The 14,870-nt window shown below is 35.7% G+C and carries 11 protein-coding genes and 1 tRNA gene; 5 read left to right on the top strand and 7 right to left on the bottom strand.

Features of this window, described 5'->3' with window-relative positions:
- Positions 1-154: 154 nt before the first annotated feature.
- Positions 155-1,063 (top strand): IS1595 family transposase, encoded by a 909-nt coding sequence (locus KEM10_RS11335; protein ID WP_212216120.1) that lies wholly within the window; start codon positions 155-157, stop codon positions 1,061-1,063.
- 30 nt (positions 1,064-1,093) lie between these two features.
- Here KEM10_RS11335 and KEM10_RS11340 read toward each other — a convergent pair whose 3' ends face one another.
- The gene (locus KEM10_RS11340; protein ID WP_212216121.1) at positions 1,094-2,299 is read right to left on the bottom strand and encodes a site-specific integrase; all 1,206 of its coding nucleotides are present in this window, start codon (positions 2,297-2,299) and stop codon (positions 1,094-1,096) included.
- A 300-nt stretch (positions 2,300-2,599) separates the two neighbouring features.
- Positions 2,600-2,673 (bottom strand) — tRNA-Arg (locus KEM10_RS11345).
- A gap of 217 nt (positions 2,674-2,890) precedes the next feature.
- Between KEM10_RS11345 and KEM10_RS11350 the strand changes: the two genes are divergently transcribed.
- A complete protein-coding gene (locus KEM10_RS11350; protein ID WP_212216122.1) occupies positions 2,891-4,252 on the top strand; it encodes an MATE family efflux transporter in 1,362 nt (453 codons plus the stop codon).
- A gap of 62 nt (positions 4,253-4,314) precedes the next feature.
- On the opposite strand, the gene KEM10_RS11355 is transcribed toward KEM10_RS11350, so the two are convergent.
- The 5 genes from KEM10_RS11355 to hydE all read right to left on the bottom strand — a co-directional run bounded on the left by KEM10_RS11355 (position 4,315) and on the right by hydE (position 10,442).
- The gene (locus tag KEM10_RS11355) at positions 4,315-5,619 is read right to left on the bottom strand and encodes a carboxypeptidase-like regulatory domain-containing protein (protein WP_212216123.1); all 1,305 of its coding nucleotides are present in this window, start codon (positions 5,617-5,619) and stop codon (positions 4,315-4,317) included.
- Between the two features lie 123 nt (positions 5,620-5,742).
- Positions 5,743-6,918 (bottom strand): PP2C family protein-serine/threonine phosphatase, encoded by a 1,176-nt coding sequence (locus tag KEM10_RS11360; protein ID WP_212216124.1) that lies wholly within the window; start codon positions 6,916-6,918, stop codon positions 5,743-5,745.
- 78 nt (positions 6,919-6,996) lie between these two features.
- Positions 6,997-7,710 carry a 6-phosphogluconolactonase gene (gene pgl / locus KEM10_RS11365; protein WP_212216125.1) on the bottom strand — a complete coding sequence of 238 codons (714 nt, stop codon included), beginning with the start codon at positions 7,708-7,710 and terminating at the stop codon, positions 6,997-6,999.
- Positions 7,711-7,782: 72 nt separating this feature from the next.
- Positions 7,783-9,312, bottom strand: a complete 1,530-nt coding sequence (gene zwf, locus KEM10_RS11370) for a glucose-6-phosphate dehydrogenase (RefSeq protein WP_212216126.1) — start codon at positions 9,310-9,312, stop codon at positions 7,783-7,785.
- A gap of 26 nt (positions 9,313-9,338) precedes the next feature.
- Positions 9,339-10,442 carry a [FeFe] hydrogenase H-cluster radical SAM maturase HydE gene (hydE, locus tag KEM10_RS11375; protein ID WP_212216127.1) on the bottom strand — a complete coding sequence of 368 codons (1,104 nt, stop codon included), beginning with the start codon at positions 10,440-10,442 and terminating at the stop codon, positions 9,339-9,341.
- Positions 10,443-10,683: 241 nt separating this feature from the next.
- Between hydE and KEM10_RS11380 the strand changes: the two genes are divergently transcribed.
- The 3 genes from KEM10_RS11380 to KEM10_RS11390 all read left to right on the top strand — a co-directional run bounded on the left by KEM10_RS11380 (position 10,684) and on the right by KEM10_RS11390 (position 14,848).
- Entirely contained in the window at positions 10,684-12,744 is a 2,061-nt protein-coding gene (locus KEM10_RS11380; RefSeq protein WP_212216128.1) for an acetate--CoA ligase family protein, read from the top strand.
- Between the two features lie 170 nt (positions 12,745-12,914).
- Positions 12,915-13,439 carry a flavodoxin gene (locus KEM10_RS11385; RefSeq protein WP_212216129.1) on the top strand — a complete coding sequence of 175 codons (525 nt, stop codon included), beginning with the start codon at positions 12,915-12,917 and terminating at the stop codon, positions 13,437-13,439.
- A 71-nt stretch (positions 13,440-13,510) separates the two neighbouring features.
- Positions 13,511-14,848, top strand: coding sequence for an aminotransferase class I/II-fold pyridoxal phosphate-dependent enzyme (locus KEM10_RS11390; RefSeq protein WP_244825775.1), 1,338 nt, complete (start codon positions 13,511-13,513; stop codon positions 14,846-14,848).
- Positions 14,849-14,870: the final 22 nt, after the last annotated feature.

Raw genomic sequence — 14,870 nt, forward strand, 5'->3', positions numbered from 1 at the left:
TGAATACGTCTATGCTCGTATTTTTTTAATGAAGGGATTAAGCTTATCTGTTAGTTGATAAATTTAATTCCTTCAATTCTTTTTTTTGCTTGTCCGCAAATACTCATAATATAGAATAAAATATTAACTTTGAGTATGTTTCAAAAATACACCAATGAATATTTTTAGTTTTACGGCTCACTTCTCAAGTGAAGAGGCTTGCAAAGAGCATTTTAAAGAAGAGCGGGACAAGATTGGAGTTGTTTGCAATAAGTGTGGATGTACAGAACATTACTGGATAAAAAGCAGATGGAGCTATGAGTGTAAGAGCTGTAGGAGCCGAACCTCATTACGAAGCGGAACAATTATGCAGGGGTCGAACTTGTCTTTTATGATTTGGTATAAAACAATGTTTCTACTAACAGCTACGGAGAAAGGTTTTTCCAGTAAAGAGATTCAGCGACAGCTTGGTTTAAAGCGATACGAGCCTGTCTGGGCAATGGTACATAAGTTACGCAAGGCAATGGGGAACCGGGACTCTCGCTATTCACTTGAGGGAATGATTGAAATGGACGAAGGGTACTTTACTGTAGAGTCAACCGATATAGAGAAAGCAAAAGGCAAACGTGGTCGTGGCGCTGCTGGAAAATCAAATGTAGCCATCATGGCCGAATCAACACAGCTAGAAGATATTGAAACAGGTAAGAAAACAAGTCAGTGCAGGTACTTTAAAGCCAAAGTGCTCGAAACACATAAAGCGAACGAGATAAATCATACTGTAGAAAATTCATTTGCAGAATCCAGTATTGTATTTACCGATGATAGTTCTTCATATATTGATATTTCGGACTATGTAGAGCTGCATATTTCCGAAAAATCCAGCGAGGAACTCACAAAAGAAACACTTCGTTGGGTGCATATTACGATCAGTAATGCAAAACGAAATCTACTTGGCAACTATCATAAGATAAAAGGGAAGTATCTACAGTTGTATCTCAACGAATTTGTTTACAAGCTAAATCGAAGGTATTTTGGAGAAAGGCTCTTTGATCGCCTTGTGATAGCTGGGATTACAGGATTATGATACATTGCGGATAAGCAATAAATTAAATACTTAAAAGGACTGCCATATATTCTTTATTTTTTTCATGTCCTTACTTATTTTAGAATCAATTATTTTACCATATATCTGTGTGGTTTTTATTGAAGTATGACCTAGCATTTTAGAAACTGTTTCAATAGGAACTCCGTTTGCAAGAGTAATAGTAGTTGCAAAGGTATGTCTAGCTACATGCATTGTAAGAGCCTTTTTAATATCACATATATCAGCTATTTCTTTAAGGTAGGTATTCATTTTTTGGTTACTGTTTGTTGGAAGGAGTTTACCTTTGTTTACACTCTCCGGATAGTTTTCGTATTTTGTTAGTATGGCTTTTGCTTTTGGCAATATAGGTATTCGGCAGCGAGTTGATGTTTTAGTTCTGTCAATTATTATCCATTCTTCAGCATCATCCCCTTTGAATATATGAAATTTAGTCAGTAGATGTATATCAGAATAAGATAAACCTGTATAACAGGCAAATAAAAAAATATCTCTAACAGTTCTTACTCTTTCTATCTCAATTTTCTTGTTTTCAATTTTTCTGATCTCATTTAGGGATAAGAAGTCTCTATTAGGTTGATAACGCTTAATCTTAAAACGTGTGTATGGATTTTTATCGATTAAGCCTAAGGCAATGGAATCATTTAATACTTTCTTTAGTTTTTTATGATAGTGGCCAATTGTATTAGGACCGACACTATGATGTATTTTTAAAAATGAGTCAAATGAAGTTATAAACTTGAAATTGATACCTGATAAAGGGATATCCGTTTTTTTGTAGGTTACTTTAATAAACTCCTTGAGTCTCCCCAAGATGGTTTTATAATGTTTGTAGGTTCCATAAGAATAGTCATATCCTACGCGTCTATGGATATCATCAAGAATGGTTTGAAAGGTATCAACAAGGAAATGTTTGGGAGTGTTGGTTAGACATTCTTTTAAATTGTTGATATCATACGGATTTCCTATAGCTTCTAATTGGTAATACTTATCAAATATGGTATTTGAAAAATTATTTAGTTTCTTATTCAAATTCCTTGAATTCTCAGCTAATGGAACAACTTGTTGTGCTAAATTATCCCAATCGCATGAATTTAGATAAACGCCTGTTGATAATTCTATCCTTTTTAAATCAATTGTACAACGAATGTAAACAGGATATTTGCCGTCTTTTCTACGTTTTGATTTCTTTAATAAGAAGTTAGTAATGAGTCTCATAGTTCAATATTTTAAAATTACTATTCAATAATTGGTCTCGAAAGGTCTCGGCAAATTCGAAATTACACACTTGAATTATCGAATTAAAACCCAAAATGACCTAAAAGGAATCAATATAAATTTCAAAATATCAGAAGATTATGATTTGCCGAGACCTATTTTGTAAAAAAATGAATAGGTCTCGGTAAAGTCTCTTTTAAGAGGGAATTTTAAGCTATTTTTTGCTGTTTGACTAAAATTAAAAAAGCGCTTAAAACATTCATTTTAAGCGCTTTTAGTTGTTTTTGATATTCTTTCTAGTGATCCCGACAGGATTCGAACCTGTGACCCACAGCTTAGAAGGCTGTTGCTCTATCCAGCTGAGCTACGGGACCATCCTTATTGCCTTTTTACAAAAGCGATGCAAAGATAATCATTCAACTTAATTGATCAAAAGTATTTTCATAAAATTACGATTAAAGTAAAGGTTCAGTCTGATGGAATAAATGTATAGTATTGACGTCTAGTAAAATGTTAGGTGTATTATATTTTAATTTTTTAATCACTTTATTTGAAATACCTTTTAGTAGTTTTGTAGCAAATTTGAGAGGAATGTCAGATAGAAATGTCAAAGAGCTGGAAGGTGAGAAGATTTCGAAACTATTATATAAATACTTCATGCCTGCGTTTGCAGGAGTGATTATCAATTCGTTGTATAATATTGTGGATCGAATCTTTATAGGGCAAGGAGTGGGATCTTTGGCTTTATCCGGATTGAGTGCCATCTTTCCGATCATGGTTATTATTATGGCTTTTGGTATGCTCATTGGAGTTGGTGCCGGTGTTCGGGTTTCATTTAATCTGGGTAAAAAGGATTTTAATCGAGCAGAAAAAGTTTTAGGTAATGCTTTTGTTCTGATGATTGTTGTGGCATTTTTTATTACTCTAATAGGATTTTTGATTAAGCATCCCTTGTTAACTTTTTTTGGAGTAAATGAAGAAACATATGGGTATGCTAACGATTACCTTAATATTATTTTAGGTGGAACCATATTTCAAGTGGTAGGTTATTCATTAAATAATCTTATACGTTCAGAAGGAAGTGCTAAAGTAGCCATGTTTTCGATGGTAATTGCTGCTGGTTTAAACCTGATTCTTGATCCTATTTTTATTTTCTGGTTAGATATGGGTGTAAAGGGAGCTGCCTATGCAACCGTTATTTCTCAAATAGTACTATGCTTTTGGGTTATTTCCCATTTTAGAAGCAATAGGGCGGTTATACGCTTACATTCTAAAAATTTCACCGTACAAAAAGATATTGTCTGGTATATTGTTACTATAGGTTTTTCTCCATTTGCTATGCAGCTGGCTTCTAGTTTGGTATTTGGTACTTTTAATGTGCAACTGGTTAAATATGGAGGCGATATTGCTGTTGGTGCTATGGGTATTATTTTAAGTATTGCAATGTTGATGGTGATGACAATTATTGCCATAAATATGGCGGCTCAACCCATCATCAGCTTTAATTATGGGGGAAAGGACTATAGAAGAGTAAAAGAAACATTGGTTATAGGTCTGATAGCAGCTACTGTTGTTTCAATTGTTGGATTTATGGCAGGAGAGTTGTTTCCCCGATCGATAATTAAATTATTTAATACCAACGACGCAGAACTTTTAGAGATTGGTGTCAGAGGCTTACGTATATTTTTACTGGCATTACCATTAGTTGGATTTCAGATTATCACAGGTAATTATTTTCAATCTACTGGTAAAGCCGGATTAGCTGCCCTTATTTCTTTACTTCGTCAAGTGATTGTTTTATTGCCTATTTTGTTGTTCTTACCCAAGTTTTATGGTTTAGATGGTGTTTGGTTTGCCGGACCAATAGCAGATACTATATCTGCATTTGTAACGTCATTTTTTCTACTAAGAGAGATGCGTAAATTAAATGCTCAAATATCGGTTTATAATTAAAAAAGCCGGACTATGCAGCCCGGCTTCTTCATCTATCACTATTATTCTGTGGTGGAATTATTTTAATGTTCTAGCTTTTCAAGGTTTTTCTGAATTTTCTTTATCGCTGATTCAATTGATTTTTCAGGTTCAATAACATTGTAAGTGCCCCAAAAATTATCATCGGTGAAGCCCATTTGTGTATCAGACATTACAACGTTCATTTTCATACGATCTGAACCTTTGAAAGGTTTCTCATTAGTTGGTTTCCAGTCGGTGACAGCCATTTCTATACCGGTATGATAAACCGAATTGAATAAGCGTTTTTTCCACTTAACTTTAAAAGTAAGTTCTCCTCTTGAATAACCATAAATCCATTTTCCATCCTTTTCGCGGTATGAAACCATATAGCTGGCTTCTGTTGGGTAAACTTCGGCTCCCATTGGTTTACGCTTAATAAACATACGACCAACGGCTACTTTATCTTCTGTATTTATATTGTAAGTTGCATTTACAATGGCTAAGCTTTCAGCGTCAATGTATAGTTTACCGTAAAATAGAGGCTCTTTTACCCATTTTTGCTGAGCAAACTCAAGTACATAGAGTAGTCGGTTATCTTCTCGGGTGACATTGGCAATTGAAAAGTCATAGTCGTTAATAACATCATAATCCAATATCATGTATGGGTTTTTCATTATGTCTAACATTAATGTTGAATATGGGCCACCCTGTAGTTTAAATACCAGCGTATCAAGTTTTGAGTAATCGGCACTTTTTCTGCCTTTCATTAATCGAACAACATCTTGTCGCTCGTTGCCATATGAGTGTTTATAAACTTCAACAACAGCTTCGGATAAAGATGCATACTTTCGTCTGTTTTTAATGGTCTCTCTATAAAAGGCTGTCATTAAGCTTTCATCCTGCACATAGTTTTGTTGTCTGCGTTTTAAAACGGCCTGAATCAGAAGGTAGGGATCTTTAGGAAATACATTTATAGCATCTAAAGAAACAGTTAGTAGATCTAGCTTGATTTTATTTCTGTCTTCTTTTAGATCACTAATAGTAAACGATTTACTTTGGTAGCCAATGTAAGAAACAGAAAGTTTTTTGCTTAGCATTTCTTTTGGAACTTTTAGGCTAAAATCACCTTCAGAATTAGAAACTGTGGCGATGTTTGTTCCTTCAACGGCCAGATTGGCAAAAACAAGAGGTGAACCGTTGTCGGAGTCCATAATTTTACCTTTTACTGTTTTGAATGAGAGTGTGTCTGTTTGCTCTTGATTTCTCAATAAATTACTTGCAAAAATATTTCCTGAAACAAAAAGAGCAATAATTAAAAGTGTAAGAACACGATTAACGGGGTTTGAAATTAAAGGATTTGTTTTCATGGTATAATAGGTTTAATTGATTTTTACTTGTCTTTCGATTAAAGGACAAGCAATCAAATAAAATACCCTTATTCAAATCTCAATTTTTTTAGAAATAGGAGAGAAAAATTTACTGTTTTATGATTATAACCTTATTCCTATTAGTAGAATATCATCAATTTGATCAGTACTTCCTTTCCAGGTAGTTAAAAAGTTTTCAAACTGAATTTTCTGTTCATCCATAGGTAAGTTGTGATGATCCATAATAAGTTGTCGAAATCCTTTTTGCATTAATTTTTTATCATTTGGACCTCCAAACTGAGAGGCATAACCATCGGAGTACATGTACAAGCAGTCGCCATTCTGATAATTGATGGTGTGATTTCTGAAAGAGCGATCGACTTCGCCGTAAGCAACAGGCATGTGATCGGCTGGGTAGATATTCAAAAAGTCGTTTCTGATTAAGATGATGGGATTAAATGCACCCGCAAATTGCAACTCATTTTTTTCTTTATCAATGGTTACAATGCTAATGTCCATACCGTCTTTAATCTCACTTTTTTCATCTTGCTGAAGCGATTGAATTACAATCTCTCTTAAGCGGTCAAGTATTTTGGCAGGCTCTGTTTCTCCTTTGTCATTAATTATTTCGTGGAGGTAAGCAACTCCAAACATACTCATAATGGCACCAGGGACACCGTGTCCGGTACAGTCTGCTGCTACTATTATTACTTTGCCTCTTACTTCGCTCACCCAATAGAAGTCACCGCTTACAATGTCTCTGGGTTTCAGCATTACAAAGTATTCTGGTAACAATCTGTCTAATTCTGATTTTTTGGGGAGACTGGCTGTTTGAATCTTTTTGGCATACTCAATACTATCGGTCAGTTTTTTATTGATAGCTCCAATCTTCTGAATAAGTCTTTTATTCTGATCTCGCGCCATTTTAATGGCTACCTGAGTTTTAACTCTGGCTTTTAACTCAAGTATATTAAAGGGTTTGGTAATAAAATCCACAGCACCTGATTCAAATCCTTTAATAATGCTATCCATATCATTCTGGCCGGTAATAAATATGACTGGAATGTCGCGAGTTACCTCGTTGCTTTTAAGTATTTTACAAACTTCAAAACCATCCATTCCCGGCATGATTATATCCAATAAAATCAGATCTGGTTTTTCGCGCGACAGAGCCAATTCAATAGCAGTATCACCATTTAATGCTGATATGGTGATATACTTTGATAACGAGTCTTTTAAGATTTCCAGATTAACCTGAGAGTCGTCAACAAGCAATATGGTTGGCTTCGTATTTATCATAGATCAATATTGGATATACTCAATTTACGGAAAAAATCAGTTAAAGTTTGATGTTATGATAAAATACCTGAAAATAATTTATAATAATTCCGAAGCAGCTTCTTTGTCAAGTAACCAAGTAAGTTGATTGGTACTAACTAGCGATGCAGGGTAGCTATTGTACTGTTCTTTTTTATTAATGATTTCATTTACTTTTTCAGCTTTATTGCTGCCTGTTACTAAAAAGAAAATGCGTTGTGAATTATTTATGGTTTTACCTGTAAGACTCACTCTTGTTTGTCCACTTTCGGGATGTTTTGCCAAAGTGCAAACCGTGTCTTCGTCCCAAAGATTAATCTGATGTGGGAAAATTGAAGCAGTATGTCCGTCATCACCCATGCCCAATAACATAATATCGAATTGAGGTAAATTATTTTCAAAAGGAACATTTTCCTCAATGCAGGTAATGTAATCCTCCAGTGCTTTCTCTTCGGATAATTCGCCTTTAACTCTGAATATGTTAATGCCTTTTGTTCCAACATGATCAAAAAGATATTCTTTGGTCATTCCAAAATTACTTTCAATATCATCAGGTGGAACACATCGTTCATCTCCCCAGAAGAATTTTATGGAAGCCCAGTCAATGTCTTTTGCATATTCTTGGGCCCATACCTTAAAAATAGCTTTGGGAGTGCTGCCTCCCGAGAGAGCTATGTAAAGCTCATCTTTTTGTTGTAGTTGTTCTTTTATATTTTCTGCAAGATAACGAGCTATCGCTTCTTTGCTTTCGAAGATCTGTGTATTTGCTTTCATTAGTATAAAAACAAGTGCTTAATTATTTAATTCAACAATTAAGCGGGTGTAAATAATTATTGTTGTCCCCATTTATAACTCACAGTAATTGCCGTCGTTGGCTAAATTTTTACATGGATACCTCCAGGTAATGTTTTCTCCATCAATTAAATTATCTGATACATCAGGTCCCCAGGTACCGGCAGGATAACCATGCACTTTTATTTCGCTATTGTTTTTCCATGCTTTTAAAATAGGATCTACAAATTTCCAAGCTGCCTCTACGGCATCTCCTCTATGATACAGAGTGCTATCGCCCAACATACAATCTAGCAGAAGTCTTTCATAAGCACTTGGTAAATGAGTGCTGTCAAGATCACTATAATGAAAATCCATATTTACATTCTGCACTTTAAAACCGGCTCCAGGCACTTTCATTCCAAATTTAAACAGTAATCCTTCATCAGGTTGAATACGAATAACCAATTGATTGTGGTTATTTACAATGCTTTCGTTATTGGCAAATAAGTGATGTGGAGTTGATTTAAAATGAATAACAATTTCAGTAACTCTTGTTGGAAGCATTTTTCCACTTCTTATATAAAACGGTACATCAGCCCATCGCCAGTTATCGATAAAGCATTTCATGGCCACAAAAGTTTCTGTTCGCGAATTGGGGTCTACACCTTTCTCTTCACGATAGCCTTTTACTTTTTCGCCCTTAATGTTAGAAGCTATATATTGACCTCTTATTACATAATTAGGAACTTCCTCTTCACTTATTGGACGTAAAGAATGAAATACCTTAGCTATTTCGTTACGTATGTTGGTTGAGTCTATGATGGTAGGTGGCTCCATGGCTACAATACCCACTAAAAGTAACAAGTGGTTTTGAATCATGTCACGCATAGCTCCCGATCCTTCGTAATATCCTCCACGATTTCCAACTCCAATATTTTCCGCTGATGTTATTTCAACATGATGAATGTAATTCCTGTTCCATAAAGGTTCGAAAATTCCATTGGAGAAACGGGTAACCAATAAGTTTTGAACGGTTTCTTTTCCCAGGTAATGATCTATTCGATATATCTGTTCTTCTTTAAAGTGTTGAAGGAGTTCGTTGTTAAGTTTTTGAGCTGTTTCTAAATCATAGCCAAAAGGTTTCTCAACAATCAACCGTTTAAATCCATCATTTTCATCGCTTAGACCTTGTTTGGCCAGTTGAGCAGGTATTACATTATACATGCTTGGCGGGGTAGCCATGTAGTAAATAAAGTTGCCATCAGTACCGCATTTTTCGTCCAATTCGCGTAATTGCCATTTTAATAAGGCATATTCGTCGGGCGATTGAGTGTCAAATGAGAAATAGTATAACTGATTAACAAACGAGTTGATTTCATCTTCTCCAGAAGGTTTTGTAACAGAGAATTGTTGGATTCCTTCTTGCATTTTATTTCTGAAATCTTCGTTTTCCATTTCTGTTCGACCAATTCCTAAAATAGCAAAGTTTTTAGGTAACAGTTTCTGATTAAACAAGTCAAATACAGCAGGAATTAGCTTTCGATAGGTTAAATCGCCGGAAGCTCCGAAGATAACTAGAATATGGTTTTTTGGTTTATTCACGGTAAATCTGTTTCAATAATTAACTTCTAAAAGGCTTTATTGTTCTCTGAGGTGCGACTAAAGAAATGTTTAGAGTCGCCCCATTCGCTATAGCCAACTTCTCTATCGGCCATTTCAACCCTAATATTAAGGCAATTTGAACAATCTTCAGCTCCTTCGTCAGTGCAAGGTTTATTTTCGTATAAGGTATAGTCTTTACGGTGGATGGTTGGTGTTATATTGGGCATTATAACATTAGCGCCGTATTTCAGTGCTTTTTCTCTGCCCATAGGATCAATAGCTTGCAATGCAGTTGCAGCGGCAATATTAATGTCGGGCATTAATAAGCGTAAGCTTGCGATCATATTTATAGTAACATCAAATCTTCGTTGAAGCGACCAAAGTTTATCTTTATGTTGATATAATGGTGTTTCGGTATGCTCTATAAACGGTCCCATGCCAATCATATCAATATCTATATCTTGAAAAAAGAGCAAATCGTCAGCCAGTTCTTCATAGGTTTGAAAGGGTAATCCTATCATAACCCCTGTTCCTGTTTGATAACCCACTTTTTGCAATGATTTCAAACAGTTTATTCTATTCTGAAAATTGTGATTCGTATCTTTGGGATGGATTTTATAATACAATTCTTCATTAGAAGTTTCAATTCGTAAGAGATATCTATGTGCGCCTGCTTCAAACCAGGCCTGATATGTTTCTTCTGTTTGTTCTCCCAATGAAATGGTTATGCCCAATTTACCATCTGTAATATCTTTTATTTTCTTTAATAAATTGGTTATGCGCTTGATGAAAATAGGGTCGTTTCGTTCTCCGGACTGAAGAACAATTGATCCATAATTATTAGTGTAAGCAAATTTTGCTGCCTTTAAAATTTCATCATCATCAATGTCATATCTGTCTGATGATTGATTGCTCTTCCGGATACCACAATAAAGGCAATCTTTAGTACAGTAATTAGAGAATTCCACTAATCCTCTGAAAAAAACTTTTTTTCCAAGTGTCTGTACATAGTTTTCGCCTATCTTTTTTAAGAAATAATCCCTTTCATCACCTTTTAGTGAAATCAGGTATGTCAAGTCATCCTTAGTGAGTGTGTTTTTTTGAATAATATGGGTTGTTTTTCCAAACACTATAATTTCTTTTTTAGAAAGGGTAAAAATAAGAAAAAAAGAATATTTGTCAGTTTTAAAGTTCAATCATTCGTTTATTTTTATGTCGTTACAAATTAATAGTCCATTTTAAATAATGGATGTTACAATTGAGTTTAATAATTTGTAAATTAATAAAATGGATGTTGTTATAATTTGAAATAGTAATAGCGTCTGTTTGTATAGATAAAGAGATTGCTTATCAATCAAAAGGTTAACTGAGATGGTAAATACACAACTTATCAATCCTAAAAGTATAGTTGTTGTTGGAGGATCAGACAACATTCAAAAGCCGGGCGGAAAAATATTGAAGAACATTCTGGATGGTGGATATCAGGGCAATTTGTATGTAACAAACTTAAAGAGTGAATCGGTTCAAGGAATCAAGACGTTTGCTGATGTTACTGATTTGCCCGAAGGAATTGATATGGCTGTTATTGCTGTTGCTGCCCAGTTTTGTCCTAAAACAGTAGACGTGCTGGCGAAACAAAAAGGCACAAAGGCATTTATTATTATCTCAGCAGGATTTAGTGAAGAGAATGAACAAGGGGCTGATTATGAGCAACAGATTGTAAAAACGATTAATGAAGTAAACGGTTGCTTGATAGGTCCCAATTGCATTGGGGTACTAACCACGCACCATAATAGTGTTTTTACTACTCCTATTCCACCTTTAGAAAAAGAGGGTGCTGATTTTATCTCCGGATCTGGAGCCACAGCCGTTTTTATAATGGAAGCGGGTGTGTCAAAAGGACTGAAGTTTAATAGTGTTTATTCTGTTGGCAATAGCGCCCAAATGGGTGTGGAAGAGGTGTTAGAGTACCTTGATGAAACTTTTGATCCAAACGAAAGTTCCCGAATAAAATTATTATATCTCGAAAGTATAAATAAACCGGCAAAACTATTGAAGCATGCCAGTTCGTTAATTCGAAAAGGCTGTAAAATTGCAGCTGTTAAGGCTGGAACTTCAGAGGCTGGAAGTAGAGCTGCCTCCAGTCATACCGGTGCTTTGGCAAGTAGTGATGTAGCTGTGGATGCCTTATTTCGTAAAGCCGGAATTGTTCGCTGCTATGGCCGGGAGGAGTTGGCTGATGTAGCCGCTGTTTTTATGGCTAAAGAATTGAAAGGAGAGAATATAGCTGTGATAACCCATGCTGGTGGGCCAGCAGTAATGTTAACTGATATATTATCGGAGGGAGGATTGAAGGTGCCTTCGATTGATGGAGCAAAGGCTGAAGAGCTATTAAATAAGTTATTTTCGGGTTCAAGTGTTTCCAATCCGATTGATTTTTTGGCGACAGGTACGGCCGAGCATTTAGGCTTTATTATTGATGCCTGCGAAAATGATTTTGACCATATAGATGGAATGGCAGTAATTTTTGGTAGTCCTGGGCTATTTCCTATAAATGAAGTGTATGCTGTGCTGGATGAAAAAATGCGAACATGCAAAAAGCCCATTTACCCCGTGCTTCCTTCAGTTGTAAATGCTAAAGGTGCTATTGATGAATTTCTGGCAAAGGGTAATTTTGGATTTTCTGATGAGGTGAACTTTGGAAAAGCGATCAGTAAAGTTTATCAAACGCCAATTCCGCAACCAATAATCAAGGATGAACAGAATGTAGATGTTAAGAGAATAAGAAATATAATTGATCAGCAAAGTGATGGGTATGTTGCACCTGATGTGGTTCAATCATTATTGGATGCCGCTAATATTCCAAGAGTGAAAGAATTTGTAAGTAACCAATTGGAGGAATTGCTGGAATTGGTAAAAATAGTGGGTTACCCTGTTGTGATGAAGGTGGTAGGTCCGGTTCATAAGTCTGATGTTGGTGGTGTTGTTTTGAATGTAGAGTCGGATGAGCAAATGACTGATGAATTTCATCGGTTAATGAAAATAGAAGATGCTGAAGCGGTGATGATTCAACCCATGTTAAGTGGCCTTGAATTGTTTGTGGGAGCTAAGTTTGAACCTGGCTTCGGGCATGTTATTTTATGTGGTTTAGGGGGGATTTTTGTTGAGGTACTTCAAGATGTTAGTTCTGGATTAGCTCCTTTATCTCAATCTGAAGCATTAACTATGATTAGGAATCTGAAAGGCTACAAACTACTTCAGGGAGTTAGGGGAAAAGAAGGTGTAGATGAACACGTATTGGCTGATGTTGTTGAGCGAGTTTCTCGTTTACTGGAGTGCTCACCTGAAATAAAGGAGATGGATATCAACCCACTGTTGGGTAAAGGAAAAAAGATTGTTGCAGTAGATGCTCGAATCAGAATTGAAAAATGATAATTTTGGATTAGTCTTGAATCATATATTTTTAGATTAGTCTATTGAATTAGATCCGGTGAGTGATTGGCAATTAGAGTATTCGGGTCAAATGTGATCTAGGTTTTGAGTTGCATATCTCACATAAAAAAAGCATATTTGAATTAACAGAATTAGTAAATACGCAAACTATGTCTCAAATTGGAATCTTTTATGGTCCGCAATTAGGAAGTGTTGAAAAAGTAGCAAATTTAATAGCGGAACGTCTTGGAAAAGATCGTGTTGAACTTATTCCGGTAAAAAATTGTGAAGGCTCAGAAATCAATAAATATGATAATGTAATATTAGGTGCTTCAACCATTGGTAAAACCAATTGGGATTCAGAATATAAAGATACAGATTGGGATGTTTTTGCTACCAAACTGAAGGATGCCAGTTGGGAAGGAAAAAAAGTAGCTATTTTTAGTTTGGGGGATCATATTCAATATCCAGAACATTTTGTTGACGCAATAGGATGGATCTATGAGAGATTAGAAGAATTGCATGCGCATGTGGTTGGTTTCTGTCCTGCTGAGGAATATGTCTTTACAGAGTCGGAAGGTGTGCGTGAAGGTATGTTTTTAGGTCTTCCTGTTGATGAAGATAGTGAACCTGAAAACACAGAGGAAAGAGTAAATAATTGGGTGAATCGACTCATTAACGAGTTCGGATTCTAACATATAGCAGAGAGGGTGGTGTTTTAGTACCACTTTTTTTGTGCCATAAACCCGAACTTTATCGGGTGAATATGTCAAACAACAAAGCAATGCAGCAACATTTGAGTACACCCATATCCATTGAGCTGGTTGATAAAATATTGGAAAAATATCAGCTGGAAGATCTAAATCAGGCAACCATTCGAGAGATTGTTTCTGTAGTAAATGATATTGAGGAAGAGTCGGGTGAAAAATACATCCGAATGGAAATGGGAGTACCGGGATTAAAGCCTTCAACTATTGGCACAAATGCTGAAATTAATGCTTTGCAAAGAGGCGTCGCATCTAAATATCCAATGCTTGAGGGAATTAAAGAATTAAAGCAGGCGGCCAGCAGCTTTGTAAAAGCATTTATGAATCTGGATATATCACCCGAGGGATGTGTACCAACGGTTGGTTCAATGCAGGCCTCGTATGCCAATTTTTTAGTTACAGGACAGTTATATCCTGAAAAAGATACAGTTTTATTTATCGACCCGGGGTTTCCTGTACAAAAGCAGCAGTTAGATGTGTTGGGATATAAATATGAATCTTTTGATGTATATGATTTTCGTGGAGAGGCATTGCGTGAAAAGCTGGAATCGTATTTTTCAACTGGTAGAATAGCATCAGTTATATATTCCAATCCAAATAATCCAACGTGGATTTGTTTTACTGATAGTGAGTTACGTATTATTGGTGAATTAGCCACTAAATATGATGTGGTAATTATCGAAGATCTCGCTTACTTTGCAATGGATTTTCGAAAAGATTTATCTTGTCCTTTCGAAGAGCCGTATCAGGCAAGCGTAGGAAGATATACTGATCACTATGTTTTGTTAATATCCAGTTCTAAAGCATTTAGTTATGCGGGGCAACGAACTGGTTTAATGTGTGTTTCTGATAAGCTGTTTCATCGCAAATACGACCATTTGCAGAAACGATTTGGGTTGCCAAAATACGGACAGGTGTTGGTGTCTCGTGTTTTGTATAGTTTATCATCAGGCACATCTCATTCAGCACAGTATGCCTTGGCAGCAATGCTAAAAGCAGCTTCCGATGGAAAATTTAAGTTTCTTGACGAAGTAAAAGAGTATGGCATTCGAGGAGGCTGGATGAAAGAATTATTTTTATCGAATGGATTTGAGTTGATATATGATAGAGATATGAATGAGCCTTTGGCAGATGGCTTTTATTTTACAGTAAGATATGGCAATATGAGTGGTGGTGAATTGTTGAAAGAATTACTGTATTATGGGATAAGTGCCATTACCTTAGGTAAAACCGGCAGTAAGCAGCAAGGTTTACGAGCCTGTGTTTCACAAACCGGCAAAGAACGCTTTGCCGAATTAAAAGAGAGATTAGAGTTGTTCAGAAATAATCATACATAAACGGCAAAGTGTGTGACGAATT

The organism is Carboxylicivirga linearis (assembly GCF_018271995.1).
GTDB lineage: Bacteria > Bacteroidota > Bacteroidia > Bacteroidales > Marinilabiliaceae > Carboxylicivirga > Carboxylicivirga linearis.

Excerpts from the sequence above, each read along its gene's own strand:
- KEM10_RS11355 (WP_212216123.1), bottom strand. The coding sequence starts at position 5,619 with ATGAAAACAAATCCTTTAATTTCAAACCCCGTTAATCGTGTTCTTACA.
- KEM10_RS11385 (WP_212216129.1), top strand. The coding sequence starts at position 12,915 with ATGTCTCAAATTGGAATCTTTTATGGTCCGCAATTAGGAAGTGTTGAA.
- KEM10_RS11380 (WP_212216128.1), top strand. The coding sequence starts at position 10,684 with ATGGTAAATACACAACTTATCAATCCTAAAAGTATAGTTGTTGTTGGA.
- KEM10_RS11335 (WP_212216120.1), top strand. The coding sequence starts at position 155 with ATGAATATTTTTAGTTTTACGGCTCACTTCTCAAGTGAAGAGGCTTGC.
- KEM10_RS11390 (WP_244825775.1), top strand. The coding sequence starts at position 13,511 with ATGTCAAACAACAAAGCAATGCAGCAACATTTGAGTACACCCATATCC.
- pgl (WP_212216125.1), bottom strand. The coding sequence starts at position 7,710 with ATGAAAGCAAATACACAGATCTTCGAAAGCAAAGAAGCGATAGCTCGT.
- KEM10_RS11360 (WP_212216124.1), bottom strand. The coding sequence starts at position 6,918 with ATGATAAATACGAAGCCAACCATATTGCTTGTTGACGACTCTCAGGTT.
- KEM10_RS11340 (WP_212216121.1), bottom strand. The coding sequence starts at position 2,299 with ATGAGACTCATTACTAACTTCTTATTAAAGAAATCAAAACGTAGAAAA.
- KEM10_RS11350 (WP_212216122.1), top strand. The coding sequence starts at position 2,891 with ATGTCAGATAGAAATGTCAAAGAGCTGGAAGGTGAGAAGATTTCGAAA.